22 protein-coding genes and 1 pseudogene are annotated in these 23734 nt (G+C 37.8%); 16 read left to right on the top strand and 7 right to left on the bottom strand.

The features are described from left to right. The first annotated feature begins 290 nt into the window (after positions 1-290). From WG932_RS28860 to WG932_RS28890, 7 genes are all read left to right on the top strand, one after another. Positions 291-1802, top strand: coding sequence for a catalase (locus WG932_RS28860; protein WP_149393886.1), 1512 nt, complete (start codon positions 291-293; stop codon positions 1800-1802). A 107-nt stretch (positions 1803-1909) separates the two neighbouring features. Then, entirely contained in the window at positions 1910-3442 is a 1533-nt protein-coding gene (locus WG932_RS28865; protein WP_483086197.1) for an AsmA family protein, read from the top strand. A 19-nt stretch (positions 3443-3461) separates the two neighbouring features. Beyond that, positions 3462-6929 (top strand): translocation/assembly module TamB domain-containing protein, encoded by a 3468-nt coding sequence (locus WG932_RS28870; RefSeq protein ID WP_483086198.1) that lies wholly within the window; start codon positions 3462-3464, stop codon positions 6927-6929. Positions 6930-6978: 49 nt separating this feature from the next. After that, positions 6979-7347 carry a hypothetical protein gene (locus WG932_RS28875; RefSeq protein WP_483086199.1) on the top strand — a complete coding sequence of 123 codons (369 nt, stop codon included), beginning with the start codon at positions 6979-6981 and terminating at the stop codon, positions 7345-7347. Beyond that, positions 7344-7601, top strand: coding sequence for a POTRA domain-containing protein (locus WG932_RS28880; RefSeq protein ID WP_483086200.1), 258 nt, complete (start codon positions 7344-7346; stop codon positions 7599-7601). The genes WG932_RS28875 and WG932_RS28880 overlap by 4 nt, the downstream gene beginning before the upstream one ends. Positions 7602-7765: 164 nt before the next feature. Next, entirely contained in the window at positions 7766-8815 is a 1050-nt protein-coding gene (locus tag WG932_RS28885; RefSeq protein ID WP_483086201.1) for a BamA/TamA family outer membrane protein, read from the top strand. Next, positions 8742-9248: a BamA/TamA family outer membrane protein gene (locus WG932_RS28890; protein ID WP_483086202.1), complete on the top strand. Its 507-nt coding sequence runs from the start codon at positions 8742-8744 to the stop codon at positions 9246-9248. The genes WG932_RS28885 and WG932_RS28890 overlap by 74 nt, the downstream gene beginning before the upstream one ends. Here the strand turns inward: WG932_RS28890 and WG932_RS28895 are convergent. The 6 genes from WG932_RS28895 to WG932_RS28920 form a co-directional block, all read right to left on the bottom strand. Beyond that, positions 9220-9438 carry a hypothetical protein gene (locus WG932_RS28895; protein ID WP_483086203.1) on the bottom strand — a complete coding sequence of 73 codons (219 nt, stop codon included), beginning with the start codon at positions 9436-9438 and terminating at the stop codon, positions 9220-9222. The genes WG932_RS28890 and WG932_RS28895 overlap by 29 nt on opposite strands. 428 nt (positions 9439-9866) lie before the next feature. After that, positions 9867-10943, bottom strand: a complete 1077-nt coding sequence (dinB, locus tag WG932_RS28900; RefSeq protein ID WP_483086204.1) for a DNA polymerase IV — start codon at positions 10941-10943, stop codon at positions 9867-9869. Between the two features lie 8 nt (positions 10944-10951). Next, the gene (gene gdhA / locus WG932_RS28905) at positions 10952-12301 is read right to left on the bottom strand and encodes an NADP-specific glutamate dehydrogenase (protein WP_149393890.1); all 1350 of its coding nucleotides are present in this window, start codon (positions 12299-12301) and stop codon (positions 10952-10954) included. After that, entirely contained in the window at positions 12302-13285 is a 984-nt protein-coding gene (locus WG932_RS28910) for an anthranilate synthase component I family protein (protein WP_483086205.1), read from the bottom strand. Positions 13286-13299: 14 nt separating this feature from the next. Then, positions 13300-13581, bottom strand: coding sequence for a hypothetical protein (locus tag WG932_RS28915; RefSeq protein ID WP_483086206.1), 282 nt, complete (start codon positions 13579-13581; stop codon positions 13300-13302). 84 nt (positions 13582-13665) lie between these two features. Beyond that, positions 13666-14388 carry a YceI family protein gene (locus WG932_RS28920; RefSeq protein ID WP_014021074.1) on the bottom strand — a complete coding sequence of 241 codons (723 nt, stop codon included), beginning with the start codon at positions 14386-14388 and terminating at the stop codon, positions 13666-13668. A 494-nt stretch (positions 14389-14882) separates the two neighbouring features. On the opposite strand from WG932_RS28920, the gene WG932_RS28925 reads away from it, so the two are divergent. Then, positions 14883-15398, top strand: coding sequence for a gamma carbonic anhydrase family protein (locus WG932_RS28925; RefSeq protein WP_014021075.1), 516 nt, complete (start codon positions 14883-14885; stop codon positions 15396-15398). 1 nt (position 15399) lies between these two features. Here the strand turns inward: WG932_RS28925 and aceK are convergent. Beyond that, positions 15400-17126: pseudogene (aceK, locus tag WG932_RS28930) on the bottom strand (bifunctional isocitrate dehydrogenase kinase/phosphatase). A gap of 218 nt (positions 17127-17344) precedes the next feature. Here aceK and WG932_RS28935 point away from each other — a divergent pair. From WG932_RS28935 to WG932_RS28970, 8 genes are all read left to right on the top strand, one after another. Further along, entirely contained in the window at positions 17345-17986 is a 642-nt protein-coding gene (locus WG932_RS28935; RefSeq protein WP_149393893.1) for an NUDIX hydrolase, read from the top strand. Between the two features lie 50 nt (positions 17987-18036). Beyond that, complete coding sequence (locus WG932_RS28940) at positions 18037-19236, top strand: DUF819 family protein (RefSeq protein WP_483088739.1); 1200 nt, start codon at positions 18037-18039, stop codon at positions 19234-19236. Positions 19237-19238: 2 nt separating this feature from the next. After that, positions 19239-19487: a (2Fe-2S) ferredoxin domain-containing protein gene (locus WG932_RS28945; RefSeq protein WP_014021079.1), complete on the top strand. Its 249-nt coding sequence runs from the start codon at positions 19239-19241 to the stop codon at positions 19485-19487. A 263-nt stretch (positions 19488-19750) separates the two neighbouring features. After that, a complete protein-coding gene (locus WG932_RS28950) occupies positions 19751-20416 on the top strand; it encodes a hypothetical protein (RefSeq protein WP_483086207.1) in 666 nt (221 codons plus the stop codon). A 29-nt stretch (positions 20417-20445) separates the two neighbouring features. Next, positions 20446-21105 (top strand): PAS domain-containing protein, encoded by a 660-nt coding sequence (locus tag WG932_RS28955; RefSeq protein ID WP_483086208.1) that lies wholly within the window; start codon positions 20446-20448, stop codon positions 21103-21105. A gap of 35 nt (positions 21106-21140) precedes the next feature. Further along, positions 21141-21566, top strand: a complete 426-nt coding sequence (locus WG932_RS28960; RefSeq protein ID WP_483088740.1) for a hypothetical protein — start codon at positions 21141-21143, stop codon at positions 21564-21566. Next, on the top strand, positions 21479-22048 hold the full coding sequence (locus tag WG932_RS28965; RefSeq protein WP_483086209.1) for a PAS domain-containing protein: 570 nt from the start codon (positions 21479-21481) through the stop codon (positions 22046-22048). The genes WG932_RS28960 and WG932_RS28965 overlap by 88 nt, the downstream gene beginning before the upstream one ends. A 168-nt stretch (positions 22049-22216) precedes the next feature. After that, positions 22217-23698: a PAS domain-containing hybrid sensor histidine kinase/response regulator gene (locus tag WG932_RS28970; protein ID WP_483088741.1), complete on the top strand. Its 1482-nt coding sequence runs from the start codon at positions 22217-22219 to the stop codon at positions 23696-23698. The last annotated feature ends 36 nt before the right edge of the window (positions 23699-23734 follow it).

The raw sequence follows: 23734 nt of genomic DNA on the forward strand, positions 1-23734 counted from the left end.
TAACTATAATTTCAGATCGCAAATTTAATAAAATACCGACATATTGACAGTAGTTCACTTTATTATTCTGACATTATCTCGCAAAAGGCTGCGATAATTAAAAAAATTGAAAGCAATCAAATTTTTATTGAATGGTTTTATAAGTTTCACTTTAGTAATTAATCAGTTATGTAGGGTTATAGATAAAATCTATTATTGCATAGAAACAATCAATTTTTACTATAATATAATTCTACCTACCTTTATTTCATCGAATCAATAACGTAGACCATTAATAAAAGATTTGCATCATGGCAGAAGAAAACAAGCACAACAAACTTACGACAGCTTCAGGTAGAATCTATGTCGAAAACGAAAATTCAAAAACAGTTGGTCCCAGGGGACCGATTCTATTAGAAGATTATATACTCCACGAGAAGATGGCTCACTTTAATAGGGAGAGAATTCCGGAAAGAGTAGTTCATGCCAAAGGTTCGGGTGCATTTGGAACCTTTACTGTAACCAATGATATATCAGCCTATACCAAGGCAAAAGTTTTCAATAAAATAGGTAAAAAGACCAAAGTATTTCTTAGGTTCTCTACAGTTGGAGGAGAAAAGGGATCTCCGGATACGGAAAGAGATCCAAGGGGATTTGCAGTAAAATTTTATACCGAGGATGGCAATTGGGATCTTGTGGGAAACAATACTCCGGTTTTTTTCATAAAAGACCCTAAAAAGTTTTCAGATTTTATTCATACCCAAAAAAGAGATCCCTATACCAATTGCAAATCGCCTACCATGATGTGGGATTATTGGTCTTTGACTCCAGAATCCTTGCATCAAGTTTTAATTTTAATGAGTGATCGTGGGACTCCCGTAGGTTATAGACATATGAATGGCTATGGTTCACATACTTTTTCAATGATCAATGCAAAGAATGAAAAAACATATGTAAAGTATCACTTTAAAACTGCCCAAGGAATCAAGAACTTTACGGATGAAGAGGCGGCTCAGATGAAAGCCAAAGATTTGGATTTCTCACAAAGAGACCTTGTGGAATCCATTGATAAAGGAGACTTCCCAAAATGGAACATGAAGATTCAGGTAATGACACCTGAACAAGCTAAAAAGGTTGATTTTAATCCTTTTGACTTGACCAAGGTGTGGCCACATTCGGAATTTCCTTTAATCGATGTAGGTGTATTGGAGTTAAATCAAAACCCGGATAATTATTTTCAAGATGTAGAGCAATCAGCTTTTGCTCCTGCCCATCTGGTAGACGGTCTAGGTTACAGCCCGGATAAGATGCTTCAAGGAAGATTACTATCTTACCCTGACGCCCACAGGTACAGATTAGGAGGTAATTATGAACAAATTCCTGTGAATAGATGTCCGTATGCCGTAAACAATTACCAAAGAGATGGTGTGATGAGTGTGAATGGCAACGGTGGAAGGAAGCCCAATTACTGGCCAAATAGTTTTGATGAGGTTGAGGTGGACAAAACTTATCAGGAACCTTCAGAACAACTTGAGGAAAATATTGCTGATTGGTACGATAGAAATAGTAAATTAGGAGGTAACGATCATTATTCCCAGCCTAGGGCTTTGTTTAGAGATGTTATGAGTAAAGAAGAGCAAGACAATACCATAAAAAATACAATAGGGGCAATGAGTGGTGTTTCAGGGCCGAAAAGAGATCTAATTATAAACCGACAGCTTTGTCACTGGTTCAGAATGGATGAAGAATTTGGAGCAAGGGTAGCCAAAGGCTTAGGTGTAGATTTAAATGCTGTAATGAGTGCATCTTCAGGCTCACATTAAAGATTTGGTATAATAATTGATATTTATATTACCGGTGAACGGAATATTGATTTTTATTTCAGGAGTGGATCGTTCGTCCACTCCTTTTTTAGGTTAAATACACAACATTGGCACAGAACTTAGGTAAAAAGATTTTTAAAATTGTAGGATGGATTCTGCTTGGTCTAGGTCTATTCGTGCTCTTTATACTTTTATTTGTTCGCAGCCCTTTTGGTCAAGACATCATCGTAAGCAAAGCTACCAAGTACCTATCTGAAAAAACCAACAGCAAAATAAGCATTGATAAATTATACCTGACATTTCGTGGTAATCTTTATGTAGAAGGGTTGTATTTGGAAGAACCAAATGGAGATACGCTTGTGTATAGTCATAAACTTGAAACAGGAATCGAGTTGTTACCATACCTTTCAAACAATAAAATCAATGTTTCCAGATTAGAATGGGAGGGACTTAAAGCCAATATTGAAAGAGATAGTACCGGCACCTTTAATTTTGATTACCTGATGGATGCTTTTGTAAGCGAAGATAGTAATGCTGATACTACAGCAGTTGATACCTTGCCTGCGACTGAAAACAGTTACCCGGAAGTTAATATTGGTCCTGTATATTTAGAAGATTGGAACCTACAATATACTGATAAATTAATGGGTTTAGCCGGTTCGCTTAATCTCGGTAAACTATCCCTGGCTATTAATGGCATGGACCTGAATAGAATGGAGTTTAATGTCACTGAAATACTATGGGAAAATTCAGCCCTTTCTTACCAACAATTCAAACCTTTGCCTGCTAGTGAAGATTCCTCTGAAAGTGAAATGCCTATGCCGCTGCTAGTTTTGGATAAACTATCTTTAAAAAACATTAAGGCCGACTATCATTCGTTGCCCGATGGAATGAAAGTTCAGGCCAATTTAGGTGACTTTTTACTTGAAATGCCAGAAGCCAATCTTGATAAGCAACGGGTCTTGATTAAGCGATTGACTCTTCAGGATTCACGCATTGATTACCAAAGTGAACCAATTGTGGAGGAAAATAAAATTGATGAAAATGAAGATACCGTTACCCCATTTGTCTGGCCGGAATGGGAGGTGGAGCTTTCATCTATTGATTTATCCAATAATCAAATGAATTACTGGACAAAAGGAGGGGATGGTCAAACCGGTGAATTTAATCCCGAGGATATTGGTGTAGAGGATTTTAATTTTCAGGCTAATAATCTCTATTATAGGCCTGAAAAAGCGGGTTTCTCTTTAGTAAAATTTGACTTTACAGAACGTTCCGGTTTTGAACTTAAAAATCTTAAAGCGCAATTTTCTTTAAACGATTCTTCTTTGCGAATAAATGAGTTATCTGTTTATACAGGGCATAGTGGTTTGGAAGGGGATTTGGACCTCAATTTCCCAAGTCTGGTTGCTGTTATGGATAGTCCTGAAACTGCAACCATGGCATTGGCCATTCAAAATATAAAGGTAGGGGTACAAGATGCTTATTACTTTTCACCTTCACTAAAAAATAATACCTATCTCAAGACTTTTGAAAGGAAAAGCTTTCAGGCCTCCTTATTTGCTGAAGGGAATTTGGACAAAATAAGCTTGAATAAGATGGCCGCCAAATGGGGGAGAGAATACGCGTATCCAACTTAAAGGAACCCTTTCTGATCCATTGGATTTTGATCAGGTATCTTGGGATTTGGAAAAGTTTAACTTTGTATCCACTGCGACAGACTTGAACCATTTTACACCTGAAGATAGTCTGGGTATCAAGTTTCCCAAAAACTTAGACCTTTCCATCTCCTCATCAGGTTCGATTGATGATTTTAATGTAGAAGCTATGCTAAATGCATACAAAGCTACAGTAGCTTTGGACGCAGAACTGTTCACGGAGCAAGGAGCCTATAATTTTGACCTAAATGCGATTATATCCTCGGTACCACTTGGGAAAATAATGGATGATACGCTTACCTATGGAAAGCTAGACATGGAACTGGCTGCTCAAGGCAAGGTGGGTTCGCTTGACAGTCTAGACCTCAGCATGGAGAGTAAGCTGATTAATTTGGTTTACAATGGACACAATTATGAGGGTTTGGAATTGAGCAGTGAGATTGATGATGGAGTAGGCCAATTCAAAGTAATTCATAAAGATGAGATGCTTGATATGGAATTATTAGCCAATTTGTCTTTGACACCCTCCAAATACAAGGTAGAAATGGATTTGGAACTGAACGGAGCAGACTTGTATGGACTCAATTTTAGTGCTAAAAAATTAAGAACCCAATTTTCTTTACATGCAGCTTTTGATGGTACCCCGGAAAATTTTGACCTTCAATCACGCTTAACAAATGGTACTATTGTTCTAGATGATCAAGCTTATCCAATAGGAGGGATGGATCTAGCACTGCGTGTATTGCCTGATTCTACAGACTTTTCGATACAAAGTAATGTGCTAAACGGATTTTTACAGTCCAATGTAAGCCCGGGAGAGACCTATGAAGGCGTGTCAAGACATTTTAACGGGTATTTTCTAGACAGTGCCTCTCTTTCTTATAATGAGGTTTCTAGGCCGGTCAATTTGGCCATGGACTTTACCATTCCTTCTACCCTATTATTACAACGCGTGATATTACCGGGTTTAGATGAAATGGAAGAAGGGTCGATTAAAATGACTTTCGATGAAAGGAAATCGAAATTGGATGGGCGCATTAACTTTCCATACCTTTCCTATTCCGGCGCTATTTTGGATAGTTTAGACTTAAATGTACTAAGTGATTCTTCCAATTTTGATTTTGATTTTGAAGTGATGGCCTTGACTTATGGGCGTTTGGCCATTGGACCGACTTATTTTTCCGGGGAAGTATTGGAAAATCAATTATATGTCAATTTTAATGCCTTACATGATGAGGATGTTTTAGCAAATATTGACTTTGATTTGGGTTTTGGTAAGGATTCTTTGCGCTTACATATTAATCCCGAACGCCTGATTTTTAATAAATTGAAATGGGAAGTAGCGGAAAACAACGCTTTTACAATTGCGGAGAAAGAAGTGTTATTTAAAGATTTTGAATTTTCAAGAGAAAAGCAACTTGTGTCATTTGAAAATGAACCGGGTGATAATTCATTTGATCTAACCTTCAATGATTTCAGGTTAAGAACCTTCACCAGTTTGCTAAATCCTGAGGAAATTTTAGCTGCAGGTATAGTCAATGGGGCTGTAAAAGTTGAAAATCCCTTTGGGGCCACCGGTTTGCAAGCTGACTTAACCGTTCAAGATATGGCCCTGCTCAAGGTACCCTTGGGAAACTTGACTTTAGAAGCTTCCGGAGATGATCAAAAAAATTATGATTTTAAGTTGATGATCAAAGATAAAGGTGTGGACCTTGATCTGACAGGAGGGTTTGTAGCGGATCCACTAGGAGCCAAGCTCAACTTGGCCCTAGACTTGAATAAATTCGAACTGGATATGCTGGATGGACTTACAGCCGGAGCTTTAAGCGATGGAAATGGATATGTTTCAGGTAAATTTAAAGTAGAAGGGAGTTCGTCAGAACCTATTTACTCTGGAAATATAGCCTTTAATGAAAGTGAATTTACTGTGGCTACCTTAAATGCTCGATTTGCGATTGACAAGGATGAGATAAGGGTGGATAACCAAGGCGTTTATTTGGACCAGTTGACCATAAAAGATGATCAGGACAATAACTTTGTTTTGGATGGTGATATTATTACTGAAAATGATTTTACCAACCCTCAATTTGATCTCTCTTTAACGGCAGATAATTTCAAAGTACTAAACTCTACCCAAGAAGACAATGACTTGTTTTACGGAGATGCATTAATTGGAGCAGATGTAACCATAAAAGGAGATTTAAACTTACCCATAATTGACGCTGAAATCTCTGTAGATAAGGGGACAAACTTAAGTGTTGTAATTCCAGAAAGTCAATTGGATGTGGTAGAAAGGCAAGGGGTAGTCACTTTTGTCAACCGAGAAAATCCTGAAGATATCCTTACTAAAAGACTAGAAGAAACAAGTAATTCAGGTTTCACAGGATACAAAGTAGACATGTTATTAAATGTGTCTTCGGAAGCAGTTTTTAACCTTGTGATAGATGAAAGGTCGGGGGATAATTTAATGGTGGAAGGGGCAGCAGATCTCCAATTGAATATGGATCCAAATGGCAGAGTTACCTTAACCGGAATTTACGAATTATCGAAAGGTCATTATGAATTGAGTTTGTACAATTTGGTAAGCAAGCGGTTTGAAATCCAACAGGGAAGTACCATAAGCTGGGCAGGGGATCCCATGGACGCCAATATGGATATCACTGCAATTTATAGCGTAAAGACCTCCGCCTCTGACTTGATGACAGCTACTGCGTCAGGAGGTTCCCGGGAAACTATGTCTAAATACAGGCAGGAGTTTACTTTTATCGTTTATCTTAATATCGATGGTCAGCTGCTCCAACCTCAGATTTCTTTTACAATGGATATGCCTGAAGACGAAAGAGGAGCATTGGGTGGGGCGGTATATGCTCAAGTTAAGCAATTGAACAATCAAGAAGGGGAGTTAAATCGCCAAGTCTTTTCATTGTTGGTTTTAAATTCTTTCTTTCCTAGTGGAGATAGCTCTGGCAGTGGAGGAACCACAGCCATGGCCAGATCCAGTGTTAGCCAGTTGCTTTCGGGCCAACTGAACACCTTTACAAATAATTTGGTGGGTGATACAGGCTTAGAATTGGATGTGGGTTTAGATAGCTTTGAAGACTATCAAGGAGATTCTCCACAATCCAGGACGCAGCTCAATGTGAATGCGAGCAAACGATTCTTAGATGATAGACTTATTGTTCAGGTAGGTAGTCAAATTGACATTGAGGGAAGCTCTTCGACGAGTGCCGGCAATTCCTTATTAGGAAATGTATCTGTAGAATATTTAATTACCGAAAATGGCCGGTACCGGGCGAGAGGTTTTAGAAAAAATCAATTCGAAAGCTTTATAGATGGACAATTAGTAGTTACAGGACTTTCTCTAATTTTCAATAGAGAATTCAATAAGTTCGAAGACCTCTGGAGAGGAATAGATTCTAGAAGAAAGGAACAAGAAAATCAAGCAGAAGAGGAGAGCGATGAGAAATAATAAATGCTATAGTTTACCCAGATTACCCAGATTTAAGTCATTGAAATCAATGGCTTTACTGATTCCCGTGTGGTTTTTGGTAGGCTGTGGCGTTTCTAAATTTATCCCTGAAGATGAAAAGCTTTATACAGGAGCTACTTTGGAAATTAATAGGGATTTTTCTGTCAAAGGTTTTAAGGCAATCAACACGGAGTTGGAAGGTTTACTTGAGCCTAAGCCCAACAGCAAAATTTTGGGCATGCGGATAGGATTGTGGAGTTATTATAAGATGCAACAAGAAAAGCCGGGCTTTATCAATCGATTTATTTATAAAAAATTGGGTGAGGATCCTGTTTATTTAAGCGATGTGGAGACCGAAAAAACACAAGATTTAATTTTAAACCGATTAGACAACAACGGCTTCTTTTTTCTAATGTGAGTGCAGATGTAGAAGCGGGGCCTAAAAAAGCACTGGTTAACTATTCGGTAGATTTGGCCCAACCCTATCAACTGGCTACCTACCAATATGAAAAGGATAGCTCTGCAATAGATCGCAGCATTAGGGATTTGCTTGATAAAACAGAAATAGCAGAAGGAGATTACTTTTCTCTGGAAATGATGAAAAATGAAAGGGTTAGGTTGAATGATGCCCTGAAAAACAAGGGGTTTTATAATTTTAATCCCGATTTTTAATTTTTGAAGCGGATACCAACCAATATGAAGACAAAAGGTTTGACCTCTTTTTAAGGCTCAAACAAAACGCACCTGAGAAAGGAATTGTACCGTATGAGATTCAAAATATTCGTGTTTATCCTAATTATTCCTCGGATAAATATGGTGAAGAAACCGACACCACATTGGTGGACAATGTGATGGTCATCCAAAATGAAATGACCTTTAGACCGGACCTACTGGATCAATATATATTGATAGAAAAGGATAGCCTATATAATGCAAAAAATACCCGATTGACTAGTAGTAGGTTGACTGGTATTGGGAATTTTCGATTTGTAAACCTGAGATATATAGAAACGGATACAAGCCTAAGTGGAGGAACCGGTAAATTGGATGCAAATATTTACCTTACCCCATTGGACAAACGTTCCATTAGGGCAGAATTACAAGGTGTATCCAAATCCAATAATTTTGCCGGCCCAACTTTATTGCTCAATTATAGAAATAGAAATTTATTTAAAGGAGGAGAAACATTTGATCTTACCGCAGAGGTTGGCTATGAAAGTCAAATTGCCTCAGGTGATAGAGAAAGTTTAAGTGCCTTTGAGATTGGTCTTAAAGGGGATTTGATCTTTCCGAGGGTGGTGTTTCCCATTGCGATAAAAGAAAGGTTCGCTTATTCCGTTCCTAAAACAAAAATTAGCCTTGGGACAGAGTATCAAGATAGGAGAGGGTATTATAAATTAAATACTGTGTCGGCTACTTATGGTTACTTTTGGAATGCCAATCGCTTTGTTTACCATGAGATTACTCCTATCTCACTTAATTTTGTAGATATTTCTAATACTTCTAGTGAGTTTGAAGAAATTTTGGAAAATAACCCATTTTTAAGACAAAGCTTTGAACATCAATTCATTGCTGGGATTACTTATAATTTTGCTTATAACAAGCTAATGGATAAGTACAGGGAACATAGTATTTATTTTGGTGCCAATTTAGACCTTGCTGGGGGAGGGCTGAGGTTGGTGAACAACATTTTTAACAATAACGACCAAAACAAATTCTTGGGTTTTAATTATGCCCAATACAACAAAGGAGATATCGATTTTAGGTACTATTGGAGGTTTACAGAGGAAAAATTGCTTGCTGTACGATTGTTTGGGGGTAGGTCTACCTTATGGCAATTCCGTATCCCTTCCTTTTGCCAAACAGTTTTTTTCCGGCGGACCTAATAGTATCAGGGCCTTTAGAATTAGGTCTTTGGGACCGGGATCTTTCACACCTGAATCTGAAACCACAGCCAATTATTTTGACCAGGCGGGAGATATAAGGTTAGAGGGAAATTTAGAATTTAGATTTCCAATTTTCTCCTACCTTAAAGGAGCCACTTTTGTAGATGTAGGGAATGTTTGGTTGGTAAATGAAAATGAAGCATTGCCCGGAGGTAAGTTCGGAAAGGATTGGTTCAAAGAATTAGCAGTAGGGGCTGGCATTGGGCTCAGGGTAGATATAGAATTTTTTGTGATCAGATTTGATTTAGCCACCCCGCTTAGAAGCCCCTCCTTGCCCGAAGGAGAGCGATGGGCTTCTGAATTTAAATTGCAAGACAGTGATTGGAGGAATAGCAACTTGGTTTTTAACTTTGCCATAGGCTACCCTTTTTAGGGTGCCTCGATTGTCTTTTCTCTTGTTTTTTTAGGCTGTATAAATAAGCCAGCATGGCCGGAGTTACAACCGAGAAAGTAAGTAGTTTCCCAATTCCACTGGATTTTTTCATGGTCAAAGTTGCGCTTATTATAGCCAATGGTATCCCATATTTTAATCCAAATTGCAAATATTCTTTTTCTGTAGTCATGGTTTTATCTTTATAATGGTAAGCAATTTGCACAGGAGCAGTGATAGGCCTAGCGAATAATTAGGTATCAATAAGTATTTAATCTTCCTGTGCAGTATCCAAGGATAGAATTGCAATTCTTATGCCGCAATGGCTCAAATAAAGAAAATTGAATTTTTCTAGATTCTGAAATTACAATTCAATCTGAAATAAGCCTTCTTTTGCTTACTGAAATCACTTTAAAATCTGTCGTTTCCTTGTGGTTTTGTATTGCTCCATAGCAACCCTATATTAAAATACTTTATCAGCCTGAGACTTTTTGATGACAATAATTACCACAATTCCTAATACATAAGAGGAATGAAAGATGAGCGAGACTTGAGCAGATATAGGCAGGGTATTTATAAAAAAACGTATAGGTTGAAAACAAAAAATCCAATCAATATCCTTTAATAGTCCAGCTTTAATTGTTCTCCGGGGGGCTTGTCATGGTCATCATAAATAAGATTAGAGAGACTTACCCCTAGTAACCGAATGGGGAGGTTTAACGGTTCTTGATGCAGAAGATCTAAAGCTATTTCTTCCATGCTTTCTTTGGGGATTGATGCTATTTGTGTTTTGCTACGGGTATGTAGGCTAAAATCATTGTATTTAATTTTGATAGTTATTGTTCTGCCAATAGCTTGGTTTTTTTCCAGCCTTCGAAAAAACTCCGGTAAAATATTTTCTTTTAGGCTTGCTTCAATTGCCTGCATGGCTGATAAATCTTTGTCGAAGGTCCTTTCCATACCAATCGACTTTCTGATTCTATTGGGTTTAACTTCGCTCTCATGGATCCCTCTGACTATTTTGTAAAAATGAAGACCCGATTTACCAAATCTGCCTGTCAAAAAGGGTAAGGAATATTGTTTTAGGTCATAACCGTTATAAATTCCAAATCCATTCATCTTTTTAGCCATTACTTTGCCGATACCATAAAATTTCTCGATGGGTAATTTTTCTAAAAATGCTTCAGCTTCTCCCGGAGTGATTACAGCCTGCCCATTAGGTTTGTTTAAATCTGAGGCTATTTTGGCAAGAAATTTATTGTATGAAATACCTGCAGATGCATTCAACCCCGTCTGTTCCTTGATTTTTTTACGGATATCCTTGGCTATTAAAGTGGCTGAGGGGAGTTCCAAAAAATTGGTGGTCACATCCAGAAAGGCCTCATCCAATGAAAGAGGCTCCACAAGATCTGTATAAGTCAGGAAAATCTTCCTGATTTCCATAGAGATTTCTTTGTACCTTTCGAACCTAGGTTTTACAAAGATTAGGTTGGGACATTTAATTGCTGCCAATTTTGAAGACATGGCTGAGCGAACACCGAATTTTCTGGCTTCATAACTGGCAGCAGCTACCACCCCTCTTTCTTTATTTCCACCCACAGCGAGTGGTTTGTTCCTAAATTCAGGATGGTCTAATTGTTCTACCGATGCGAAAAATGCATCCATGTCTACATGTATGATTTTCCGGTAGTTTTCCATAGTTGATCTTATACTGTTCCTTGGGCATGCATGGCTTTGGCCACCTTTTCAAAAGCACCTATGTTGGCTGCGTTAAGATAATCTTGTTTTTCTAAATTATGTTTGCTAATGGTTTCCAAACATTTTTCATGGATACCTTTCATGATTGTTCTTAGTTGCTTCTCCAAATCATTTTTTGTCCAGTAACTTCCCATTCTGTTTTGCGTCATTTCAAGTCCAGAAACGGCCACCCCTCCTGCATTACTCGCTTTTCCGGGCCCATACAGTACATTGGTTTGTTGTAAATAGTTGATGGCTTCCGGTGTGCAAGGCATATTAGCTCCTTCCGCCAACAAGAGTAGTCCATTTTGTTTGAGAAGTTTAGCATCTGCTTCGTGCAATTCATTTTGTGTAGCACATGGGAAGGCACAATCGGCAGGAATGGACCAAATGTTTTCATTGCCGGCTGTTGTGAATTTGGCAGATTCAAATTTTTCCGCAAAAGCTGAAATGCTTTTTCTCTGGCCATTTTTCACTGTTTTCAAGAAATCTAATTTTTCTTCAGTCATTCCTTCCGGGTCATGAATAAAGCCCGTTGAATCGGAAAAAGCAACCACTTTAGCCCCTTCTTGTAGCAGCTTTTCAATAGCAAATTGAGAAACATTTCCTGCCCCCGAAACCAAACATACTTTGTCATTTAAATGCTCATCGATCTCTGTGAGCATAAAATGGGCAAAGTGAATTAGTCCATAGCCAGTAGCTTCCGGTCTTAAAAATGAACCGCCCCAGTCTTTTCCTTTTCCTGTTAGGACTCCCTGAAATTCATTTTGAATTTTTTTATAGGTCCCAAAGAGGTATCCTATTTCTCTTTCCCCAACCCCAATATCTCCGGCAGGAACATCTGTGAAATGCCCTATATGTCGGTAGGCTTCCATCATCCAAGCTTGGCAAAACCGCATGACTTCGCCATCAGATTTTCCTTTAGGGTTAAAATCAGCTCCTCCTTTCCCGGCGCCAAGAGGTAAACCGGTCAAAGCATTTTTAAATATTTGTTCGAAGGCTAAAAATTTTAGAATGCTTTGGTTGACGCTTGGATGAAAGCGCAAGCCACCTTTATAGGGTCCCAAAGCACTATTCATTTGTATTCGATATCCTTTATTGACCTGAACTTTTCCGTTGTCATCTGTCCAGCAAACACGGAAGGAAATAATTCTTTCCGCTTCACAAATACGTTCAAAAAGCTTTTCATCCACATATAAATCATGGGCATTCAGTACCGGGAGAATACTTTCAAAAACTTCTTGTACTGCTTGGTGAAATTCAGACTCATTGGGGTTTTTGTCGATGATGTTTTTTAGGATACTTTTTAATGATGACATTTAATTTGGGTTATTGAAATTTGAATAAAAGTTTTCTAAGGTTTTAATTAAGGAAGCTGCCTTTAGCAGGCATTCTTGGTATTCTGCTTTCGCATCAGCATCAATTGTAATGGCACTTCCCACGCCAAAATAAAAGGAATTTTTTGTTCGGTCTATAATTAAACTTCTAATAATTACACAAAAATCGAAATCCCCATTGCTGTCTATATAACCTATACTTCCTGAAAACCAGGATCTTTTGAATTTTTCGTAAGTTTCTATAAGTTCCATACATTTGACCTTGGGGGCTCCAGTCATACTTCCCATAGGAAAGGTTTGGGAAACTATTTCCTCAAAACCAATCGAAGGAGGTAATCGGCAAATGACTGAGGAAATCATCTGAGAAATTTGCTTAAATGAATAAATACCAAACAATTCTTCTACCTTAACACTTCCTGTTTGGGCTATCCTTGCAAGATCATTTCTCATCAAATCCACAATCATCAAATTCTCTGCTTGTTCTTTTTCACTTTCAGCCAGCTGCTTTTTTAAGTCCTCATCTTCCTGTTGGGTTTTCCCACGTTTGATGGTGCCTTTTATGGGTTGTGTAAGCAATGTCTGACCCTGTTTCTTTAAAAACCTTTCAGGGGAAGCACAACAAAGATACAGATTTGCTGCCTTGAACAAAGCACTAAAAGGCATGGGGGAATTTTCACATAGGTCTAGAAATAGATTTATAGGTTCTGTATGAGAAACAGTACCATGAAAATCCATGCAATAATTCAATTCATAAATATCTCCTTCTAAAATATGCCCTTGGATTTTTTTGAAAATAGCTTTATAGCTTTCCTCATCATGTGAACTATCGATGGTGAAATCTCCGGTTTTTCGTTCAGAGGAGACTTGAGTGTTCAATATTTCAGCTAAAATTTGATCAGGCGATGTACCCACAATGGTTAATTCATTCTTGTTGATTAGAATGGTTAACTCAGGACTAAAAAACAAACTGTCAGGACAACTTATCCAAGCTTTGTTTTGGCTGGAAAGATTCTCATACTTGTTTTTTGGTCATAGGATAAAATGCCAACTTTAGGCTTATCAGACGGAAGTTCATCCAATTGCTCCAAAGTAACGGCCTTGGTTCCGGCATATAATACATGGTTAAAACCTCCCGAAGGGTAATCTATTTCCTGAGAAGTGAAATAACCAAAATAGTCGAATTTCAGATCTACCCATGCCAACATTTTAGGCACCCAATCGGAGGATTTTTGTACAGTGAGCTTGCTTTCGGTCGATGACATTCCTACAAAATTAAGTAAATGCCATGAAAAAAGGGGGATAATCTTATCCCCCCTTTCAATTATTTTATTAAATGACCAGCTAAATTAGTTGGCCTTGATGTCAAAACTCACACTTACAGTGTTGTAGATAAACTTGTCTTTGGTTTTGTCTACAGCTGTAGCTTCATCACCATAGGCTAAACCCCATTCGGTCCGGTCAATGTTAAATCCAGCTTGAGCAGAAACACTTCCATCAGCGATAGAAACAGATGCCGGAAATTTGATGTTTTTGGTTGTGCCTCTCATCGTTAGGTTTCCACTGACCCAGTGGGTAGGAGAAGCAGGTGCCAGTTCAGACTCACCTTTGGGAGTGTTTTCTGTTTCAAATTGCTCTTGATCTTCCACTGTATCACCTGAACTATAAGGAGAAACTTCTGTGATTACAAAAGTAGCCTGTGGGTGGTTGGCTGCATCGAAAAAATCATCAGATTGCAGGTGATTCCATAGTTTTCCGTGATTTTCACTGCCTTCCTCTAAATCGTGAATTTCTAGTTTCGTAATATCAAAAGTGAATTCTCCGGAAGTAATGGCATCTCCATCTACTGAAATTTCTCCACCTGTGACAGGGATAATTCCATGGTGCTGACCAGTGGGTTTATACCCTCTCCAATTTACTGTACTTGAATTGGTGTCCAATTGTAGCGTTTCACCACTGGATTGGGCTTCCTCTTGAGCCTCAGAAGTTTCAACTGTCTTGTTGTTTTGTCCACAAGAAAAGGTCAATAAGGCTGCTGCCAGTAAAAAACCTGATAATTTCAATGTTTTCATAGTTATGATCTAATTTAATAAGTTGTGATTTTTTGCTAAAATTATATGTATATACACTTAAACTAATTGTAGATAAAAAGGTTCAATAATTTTTAATTAATTTAACTAAGATTAGAGCAGTATCCAAATTAAGCTTTGCATATCCTGCTACTTTCTTTAAAAATCATGTAAACAATAGACTATCAGCGCACTTCAAAGTCAATTAATTTGTGTTTTGGTGCTATTTTTACCCAATCTATTCCCTACAATTTCCATTAATTATTTAAATTAAAATGGTGTTGAATAACTTTTATCCTTGCAAATTCATTTTTTAAAATATTTTAAGTTTTTGTATTGATTAAAAAATAAGGTGTTAAAATTGTGAGTAAAATAAAGAATGTCCCGCCGATCACGCATAGGATATTCCCGATTTTGTTAAATCGATTGTAGTGTTTGGTTAGAAGGGGAGTTGTCCAATTCTCCATTATTGCTACAATTCTTATTACATAGACAGTATGGCATTAATAAAAAAAGTAAATGACAAATCGCCCCAATGGGGCAAAGAATGTTGGTTAGCAGACAATGCTACCCTCACGGGAGATGTGGTAATGGGAGATTATTGTACGGTTTGGTTCAATGCTGTGGTCAGAGGAGATGTACATTACATTAAGATTGGAGATCATACCAATATTCAAGATGGGGCTGTAATTCACTGTTCTTATCAAAAATCCCCGGTAAATATAGGCTCGGAAGTATCCATTGCTCACAATGCTATCGTACATGGCTGTACAATAAAGGATCGGGTGATGATAGGAATGGGAGCCATCGTTATGGATGATGCAGTGGTCAACGAAGGTGCTGTAATTGCTGCAGGGGCTGTAGTTCTTGCGGGCACTATCGTAGAAAGCAACAGCATTTATGCAGGGATTCCGGCAAAGCGAGTCAAAGAAACAGGAAAGGAAATGAAGGAGGCCATTACAAGAATTGCCTCCAACTATCCTAAGTATGCCAGTTGGTATAAAGACGAATAAGCTAGACGGTTTCTTCCGGTCTGAATCGCATGGATTCGGGGTAGGGGAAGGCATGGATCAATTCCCCTTTTTTTAGTTTGGATTGAATGCCGCTCCAATATTCAGGGTCAAACAACTCCGGGTTGTTTTCAATAAAATAGGCCTTTACATCTTGTCTGCCGATCATGAACCGTTTAAAATCTTCCGGAAACACATCATTTTCCTTGATTTCATACCATGGTCTTGAAGCATATATTTGATCATAGGTTTGAGGTTTTGGCTTGGCGCGGAAATTCATGCAATGCAAAAATTCAATTTCATCATAATCATAAAAAATGACTCTATTTTGCCGTGTTACTCCAAAATTTTTGGTCATCATGTCACCCGGGAAAATATTTGCTTGGGCCATCTGTAAGATGGCTTTAGCATATTCATCAACTGCATGTTTGGCTTCTTCTAGGCTGCAGGTTTCCAAGTAAAGATTTAAGGGTCGCAAACGCCTTTCGATGTACAAGTGTTTGATTACAAGTGTATCTCCCTCAATGGATAAAAGGGAATTTACATTGGTTTTCAACTCCTTCATCAATAAGGGGTCTATTCTATTTAATGGGAGCCTGAAATTTTCAAATTCATGGGTGTCAGCCATTCTACCCACCCTGTCATGTAGCCCCACAAGTTTGTATTTTTCTTTACTTGTTGCCTGGTCATGTTTTTAGGAGGTTCAAAATGGTCTTTGATAAGCTTAAAAACAATGTTTGAAGAAGGAAGGGTGAAAACGGTCATCACCATGCCTTTGATTCCTTCAGCTAAAATAAAATGGTCCTCACTCTGCTCTAGGTGGTTTGTAAAATCTTTGTAGAAAGCTGTTTTACCATGTTTATTAAAGCCTATGGCATTGTACAACTCATAGGGGCGTTTGTGGTGGATAACTGATTGGAGAAAATTAACTGTTTGTGAGGGAATGGCTATTGGGGCCATAAAATAGGATCTTGTATAACTGAAAATCCCACTCATTATATTGGGATCAAAAATAAGCGTGTCGGCAAATATGCCTTTCTTATTATGCAAAAAGGGAATGATAAAAGGCATCCATTTATTACCCAGATAGGTTCTACCTATTAAATATGCTGCTTTATTGCGATAGAAAACATCCCTCAATACTTGTGTGGTGGTTTCTTTGGTTGCTTTGTACCTGCTTAAAATCACTTTTTTAACACTTTCTACTAAAAAATTGATGTCTTTTTCTTTTTGATAATAAGGAACGCCAAAGTCAAAATCTTCCAAGATTTTTGTAAAAGCATCATGTAGTTCTACCTGCGCAGGGTAGTTTCTAAATAAAGATTCGTCAATGCTATCCATTTCGTTGGTTCCTGACAAATCATAAAACATCAGTGATTCATCAATCAGTTTTCCCGGAAATACTTTTCTAAAAACCGAATTAAAAAATGTACCTGCTAGCTCTCTGTCTTCATTTGAAGCGATGGCATGAAAATAACTTTCTCGAATTTTAGCCCAAACTTCCTTGTTGTCCGCCTGCTCATTAAGCAATGCCTTGCAGGTTGTGATAATAGCTTTGAGTTGGTCTTTATACAAGCGCAATCTTTCTCTGTGGTTGGCATGTAATTGTTGCCAATCTCTATTTTTAAAGTTTTCAGGAATCCTCAGGGTGATTTGTTTGAAATCACTGATGTAGGTATCATAACCATTCAAAATCGTTTCAACTATGTTACTAATAAGTTCTTTACTCATAATGGCTGTACCTTTTGGTCAAGGGATTGATTAGAGGGGGATATTAGAATATTATTTTTTTATTGCAAAATTATTAACCTTTGGATTTGCAGATTTATTCCTTAATTTCGTTCGAGTTTATTCTGTTTAGAATAAACACAATAGGTTTAATAGGTTTGATAAGTGAAAAAGGCCTGAATAATATTCAGGCCTTTTTTCAATCCAAAAAAAACCCGTATATGGATTTAGGTCACTTGGTAAACAATTTGGTGAAAGTTCTGGAGGGACCTTTGCCCGGTAGGTCAGCGCAAGAGCGAATGGCTCCTATACCTCTTGAGATGGATCGTTTTGATAAACAACAGATGGTAAATGCCAGAAAAGGCGCTGTGCTGATGTTAATATGCCCTTCCCCGGATCAAAAAAATATTTTTGTACCTTTTATAAAAAGAGCTACCTACGAAGGGGTGCACAGTGGTCAGATTGCTTTGCCCGGTGGAAAGAAGGAACATACAGATCAAGATTTAGGTGAAACGGCATTGAGGGAGACAGAGGAAGAAATTGGAGTGGCGAGTGACAGCATTCAAATCATTGGTTCTTTGACTGATCTTTACATTCCTCCTAGTAATTTTTCTGTAAGGCCTTTTATTGGTTATTCATCAAAATCCCCAACTTTTTTAATTGACAAAAGAGAAGTTGACCGGCTAATTTTATGCAATTTCGATGAATTAACAGATGAGGCCATTGTAAAGAAAAAGGGGATGGACTTGGCCGGAGGTCATCGGATCCAGGCGCCCTATTATGAAATTAATCAAGAAGTGGTTTGGGGGGCTACGGCGATGATATTAAGTGAGTTTTTAACGCTTTGGAAAGAAATCAAATAAATGTGGAAAGTGCGCTAATTACAAATGATGCAGTAGTTTTTGGCCTCCTTATGGGAGTACTTGGTTTGGTTTTCTATACCTCTGCAAGTGCCCACCCGGTTTTTAAAGCCATATACCGGGTAGTGCCGGTGGTTTTATTGTGTTATTTTCTGCCTGCATTGTTCAATACCATAGGTCTAATATCCGGAAATGATTCTCAGTTGTATTTTGTAGCTTCAAGGTATTTATTACCTACTTCTTTGGTTTTACTAACCTTAAGTATTGATCTCAAAAGCATTGCGAAGTTAGGCCCAAAAGCGCTTATTATGTTTTTGACCGGAACATTTGGTATTGTGATAGGTGGACCGGTGTCCTTATTTTTAGTAGCTCAGTTTTTCCCTGAAGTATTGGGAGGAACCGGGGCTGATGAAACCTGGAGAGGTCTCGCCACCATTGCCGGGAGCTGGATAGGAGGAAGTGCCAACCAAACCGCTATGTTGGAGCTATTTGGAGCTAGCCCTATGCTTTTTAGTCAAATGATAGCAGTAGATGTTATTGTTGCGAATCTATGGATGGCATTTTTGTTGTATTGGGCAGGAAACCCAGGGTTTTTTGATAAAATTTTAAAGGCAGATACTTCGGCCATTACAGCACTGAAGAAGAAGGTAGAGATCCAACAAAAGAATAACGTTAAAATTCCCAATTTGTCCGATGCCATGATCATCCTAGGTCTCGGTTTTTTTATTACCGGGTGTTCTCATTTCTTCGGAACCTATTTGGGAGACTTTATTGGTGAAAATTATCCTGAACTGAAACCCTATTCATTGGACTCTAGATTCTTTTGGTTGGTAATTTTGGCTACCACAGGAGGTTTGATTTTGTCTTTTACACGGTGGAGAAAATTAGAAAATGTAGGGGCTTCCAGAATGGGTAGTGTTTTGCTTTATGTCCTTGTGGCTACCATAGGAATGCAGATGGACCTTGCTGCGGTATTAGACAACCCAGTTTATTTTTTGGTTGGAATTATTTGGATGGGATTTCATATATTGTTTATGCTCATTGTAGCCTTTATTATTAAGGCCCCATTTTTCTATGTGGCCATAGGTTCTCAGGCCAATGTAGGAGGAGCGGCATCTGCGCCGATAGTTGCCTCTGCTTTTCATCCAGCTTTGGCACCGGTGGGCGTTCTTTTGGCTGTATTGGGCTACGGTGTTGGTACCTATGGTGCTTATATATGTGGCATATTGTTGCAATTGGCCTTTGGAGGATAGCTATGAAACCCAGGAGAAAATACATTTTTATTTGTAACGGAAAGGATTGTAAAAAGAATGATAGCAAATCCTTTTCCTCATCCCTCAAACAAGCAGTGAGTATAGCGCCTTTAAAAGGTAATTTTAAATTGGTTAAGACAAAGTGTATGGATTGTTGTAAATCAGGTCCAATAGCTGTATATAATAATCAACTGGTGAAAAAAGGAGATACTGATAAATTAATCCAATTTCTTATGAAAGACCTTTTATAACAAGAATATACAATTAATTAAATATATTCGGGAAAGTGTATTATTTATGACTTGACTACTTTTTACGGTGTATTTATAAATTATTGCATTTATTTTTGCATATTTATTTTTTAGTAGTCATTAGGGGCTTTGTTTTTATTATTCAAAATTGTTAGAGATTTGAATATTGTTAGTAACTTATAGGATTAAACCTATGGAACCCAATACCTAGTGTTCTCAGTTTTTAATTTAGCATTGTGACAGGTTAATACCTGATTTTAATCATGGAAAAAGAGTTTTATAAAAATCTCTTTCAAGGCAATGAAAAGAGTCTTGATTTATTTTTGGTATTTGATAACAGCCAAGTGATATTTTCGAGTGGTAATTGGCAAGGGCGATTATCTGAGGAAGCATCATGGGAAAATTATTTATCAAATTTTAAAGGGTTGGTTATCGATATTAATTCATTCTTTAATGATTCATCCCAAACTCATTTCCGTAGCCTTTCTAATTACGATCAAAAATTGGGACTTCAAATTTGGGTGGAAGGAAAGGTTGTGGAGGGTAAGGGTAAGATCTGCGTAGCTAATGGTAAATATATAGAAGGAGTTTCTTTTCTATCAAGCGAATTATTATTAGATAATGAGCAAAGTATTTCTTTAGGACAGGAAGATGTTACAGCCTTTTTAAAGGGTAAGTTGGAATTTGATCAGCAGGTTAATGAAGTCTCTGCTGCATTTTTAAATGCTTCAGAGGATGAATGGGACAAGGTTTTCCTTAAAGCTTTGGCAATGGTGGTCAAATTTCAAGGTGCAGATGTGGGTAATTTTTTTTATGTCAACCATGAGTTGGAGCAACTGGAATGTTTTTTTGAATACAAGGCAAACCCTGATGCCGGATTACTTAAAATAAACCAAACCATATCTATTGTAGGGCAGAAGTCTTTTTAAGCCATTTAAAAAGTGCCGGATTTATTGCTGTGGGTGACCTGAAAAAATCAATTTACAAGGATTCTTTTGAGGCTTTAATCGCGGAGAAATTTGGTTTTACAGCTTATATCATTGTTCCTATTTTTGCAGATAACAATCTATTGGGTTTATTTACTTTAAGTAGTGCTCAGGCCCAACCCAACTGGACGCCTAATCATAAGAATAGATTTGGAATCAGGCAATTGGCTGATGTATTTGGAGCTGCAGTAATCAATCGATCTACAAAATCCAAGCTGTTCAGAAATGAGAAATTACTGAGCTCTACAGAGGTATTGGCCAAATCAGGTTCCTGGAGATTGCAGAATACCGGAAGGAAGATTTTTCTTTCAAAGGGTATCAATCGAATATTTGACTTGGACCCATCTTTGGATGTTTTAGAGGTAGGTGAATTATTATCACTTATATCGTCTCCGGATAGGGAGCGTGTCAAAGCTAAAGTCCAGGAAGCATTGGCTCATAGAAAATCTGTTTCCGGTGAATTTGTCTTCACCAACCCCAACGGGAAGGAAAAACACATTTCATATCTTATTCAAATAAATCAACTCACGGCTAAAAGTAACTTAGAGGTTTTTGGTTATTGTAATGACATAACCGAGAAAAAACTGTTGAGCGCAGACTTTTATTCGAATCTCAGATTCTCGCTCAGGTAAATGAACCAATTTATGTTACGGACCTTAGTTTGAATGTGGTTTATATGAATGAGGTGGCAATTTTTGAAGGAGAGCCCACTCAAAATGGTCAGGGTGGAAAGATTAGCGATTTTTTCAAAATCACCAATGATCCAAATATCTCATTCCAACAATTAATTGAAATTGCATCGGAATCAGGGATATGTGTGGAAGAACTTCAGATATTAGATAATTCAGGGAAGGTTCAACCCTATGAAGTTTCTGTCAAACCCATTCAGAATGCAGAAATAGAAAAAATTGGCTATTCTTTTCTGATGAGGAACCTTACTACCAAAATTCAGCGTGAGGAAATGGCAAAAAAGCCAAGCTTATTATTGAGAATAGTCCTGCCGTATTGTTTGAAGTTGAGCCGAATGAAGGATTCAAAATCTCTTATATTACAGAAAACATTAATCAGTTTGGATACCTTGCCGAAAATTTAGTTGAGGAAGCCCAAAGTCTAAAAGATTTTATTCATCCTGAAGATCATTGCACTTTTGAAAAAGAACTTTTACAAGGAGAAAGGACCCAATACAGCAGAGAGTATAGGTTTTTAACAGCAGATGGGGATTATAAATGGGTGGAGGATAAAATTCGCCCTAAATTTGATGCTGAAGGAAATGTGGTGCTATATGAAGGTTTATTTCATGATGTTAGCGATAGAAGAAAGGACAGGCTTGAAATTGAGAAAATTCAGGACAGGTACCGAGTTCTGGCCTCCAATATTCCATTCACCAATGTGTTTTTAATCGACAAGAGCTTAAGGTACTTGGTGGCTGAAGGATTGAACTTCGACAACTGGGGTTTCGATAAGTCTTACTTTGAAGGTAGAAAAATTTCGGAAGTACATACCGTAACGCGCAAAGTGGTGGAACCATTGGTTACGAATGCAGTAGAGAAGAAAAAACGCTTTCTGATACTTTAAACTATCTGGGGAGGATTTATGAATTGACTGCCAAGCCGATCTTTAAAGATGACCATTTGGAATACATTTTAGGGATCGTTAGAGATATTACAGAGGAATATGTAGCCAAAAAGGAACTGAAAAAAGTGAAATTAAGTACAGAAGCCTGGTAGAAGGTCTACTGAAATCATTTTTTCTATTACAGCCCAATTGGAATTAAGTTACGTTTCTCCCAATATCAAGCAGTTTTTAGGGTATGAGACTTATGAATTTACAAGCGGAGACTTTACTGATTACCTTCACCCTGAAGATGCACAAGTATTACAAAATGGTAACGTAAGTTCTATCAATTATTTTAAAGAACATCCGATATTCGAGTTTAGACTTAGGCATAGGAAAGGGCATTATCGGATTTTTAGCTCAAGCGGTAAAGTTATAAGAGACGAAAAGAATGAAATCCGGTATTATACAGGGATAGCCAGAGACATTACCAAATTAAAAGAGACGCAGAAAGAACTGTACAAAGCAAAAGAAAGAGCAGAAGCAGCCTTGAATGCTAAAAGTCAATTTTTGTCCGTGATGAGTCATGAGATAAGGACACCAATGAACGCGGTAATAGGGCTTTCCCATCTTCTGATAGAAGACAATCCAAGGGAGGACCAATTGGAAAATTTGCGTACTTTACAATTTTCAGCGGAAAACCTTCTTGGGCTTATTAATGATATCTTGGACTTCAACAAGATTGATTCCGGAAAACTGATTTTGGAACGGGTACCTTTTGAACCAAAAAATCTAATCAATAGGATTATCCACTCTTACAGTTACCAAACACGGGATAAAGCTTTGGAAATTATCTATGAACCGGACTTTTCTATTCCCAACACACTTGTAGGAGACCCTGTACGAATCGCCCAGATCCTAAATAACCTGATTAGCAATGCGATTAAATTTACAGACAAAGGGTTTATTAAAATTATACTCGAACTTGTCAATAAAGAAAGTGACCATGTTAACATTCGATTTACTGTAAAAGATTCAGGAATAGGAGTTGCCCCGAGTAAGGTGGATAGTATTTTTGATGCTTTTACACAGGCAAGTTCAGATACAACAAGAAAGTATGGAGGTACAGGTTTAGGTCTGGCTATTGTAAAAAAGCTTACCAAGCTATTTGGTACAGAAATTCACTTGGAATCCAAGTTGGGTGAAGGTTCTACCTTCTGGTTTGATATACGGTTTAAGGTACAACAGGAGTCCATGCGAAAGTCTAAGGCCAAGAAAGTGGTAAAAGACGACCACCTTGGAGACAAAAGGATTCTAGTGGCTGAAGACAATCTCGTGAACCAAGTCTTACTTAGAAAATATCTTTCCAAATGGGGAGTGGGTGAAATAAAATTTGCTGACAACGGAAAAATAGCATTGGATCTATTTGTCAAAAATGATTTCGACTTGGTTCTTCTTGATTTGCAAATGCCTGAAATGGACGGGTTTGAGGTGGCAAAAATTATCCGTAAGCTAGACTTGGTAGCGAAAAGAAACGTGCCAATTATAGCACTAACAGCCTCCTCCTTGCTTGAAGTAAAAGACCAGCTTGAAGCTTCCGGGATGGACGATTACGTTTCCAAACCATTCACCCCTGAGAATTTATATGGTAAAATAATCAACTATCTCTGATTTTGTATGGATTTTTATGGTTAAACGGTAGCAAGA

The sequence above is a fragment of the Cyclobacterium sp. SOCE241 genome, assembly GCF_056867545.1.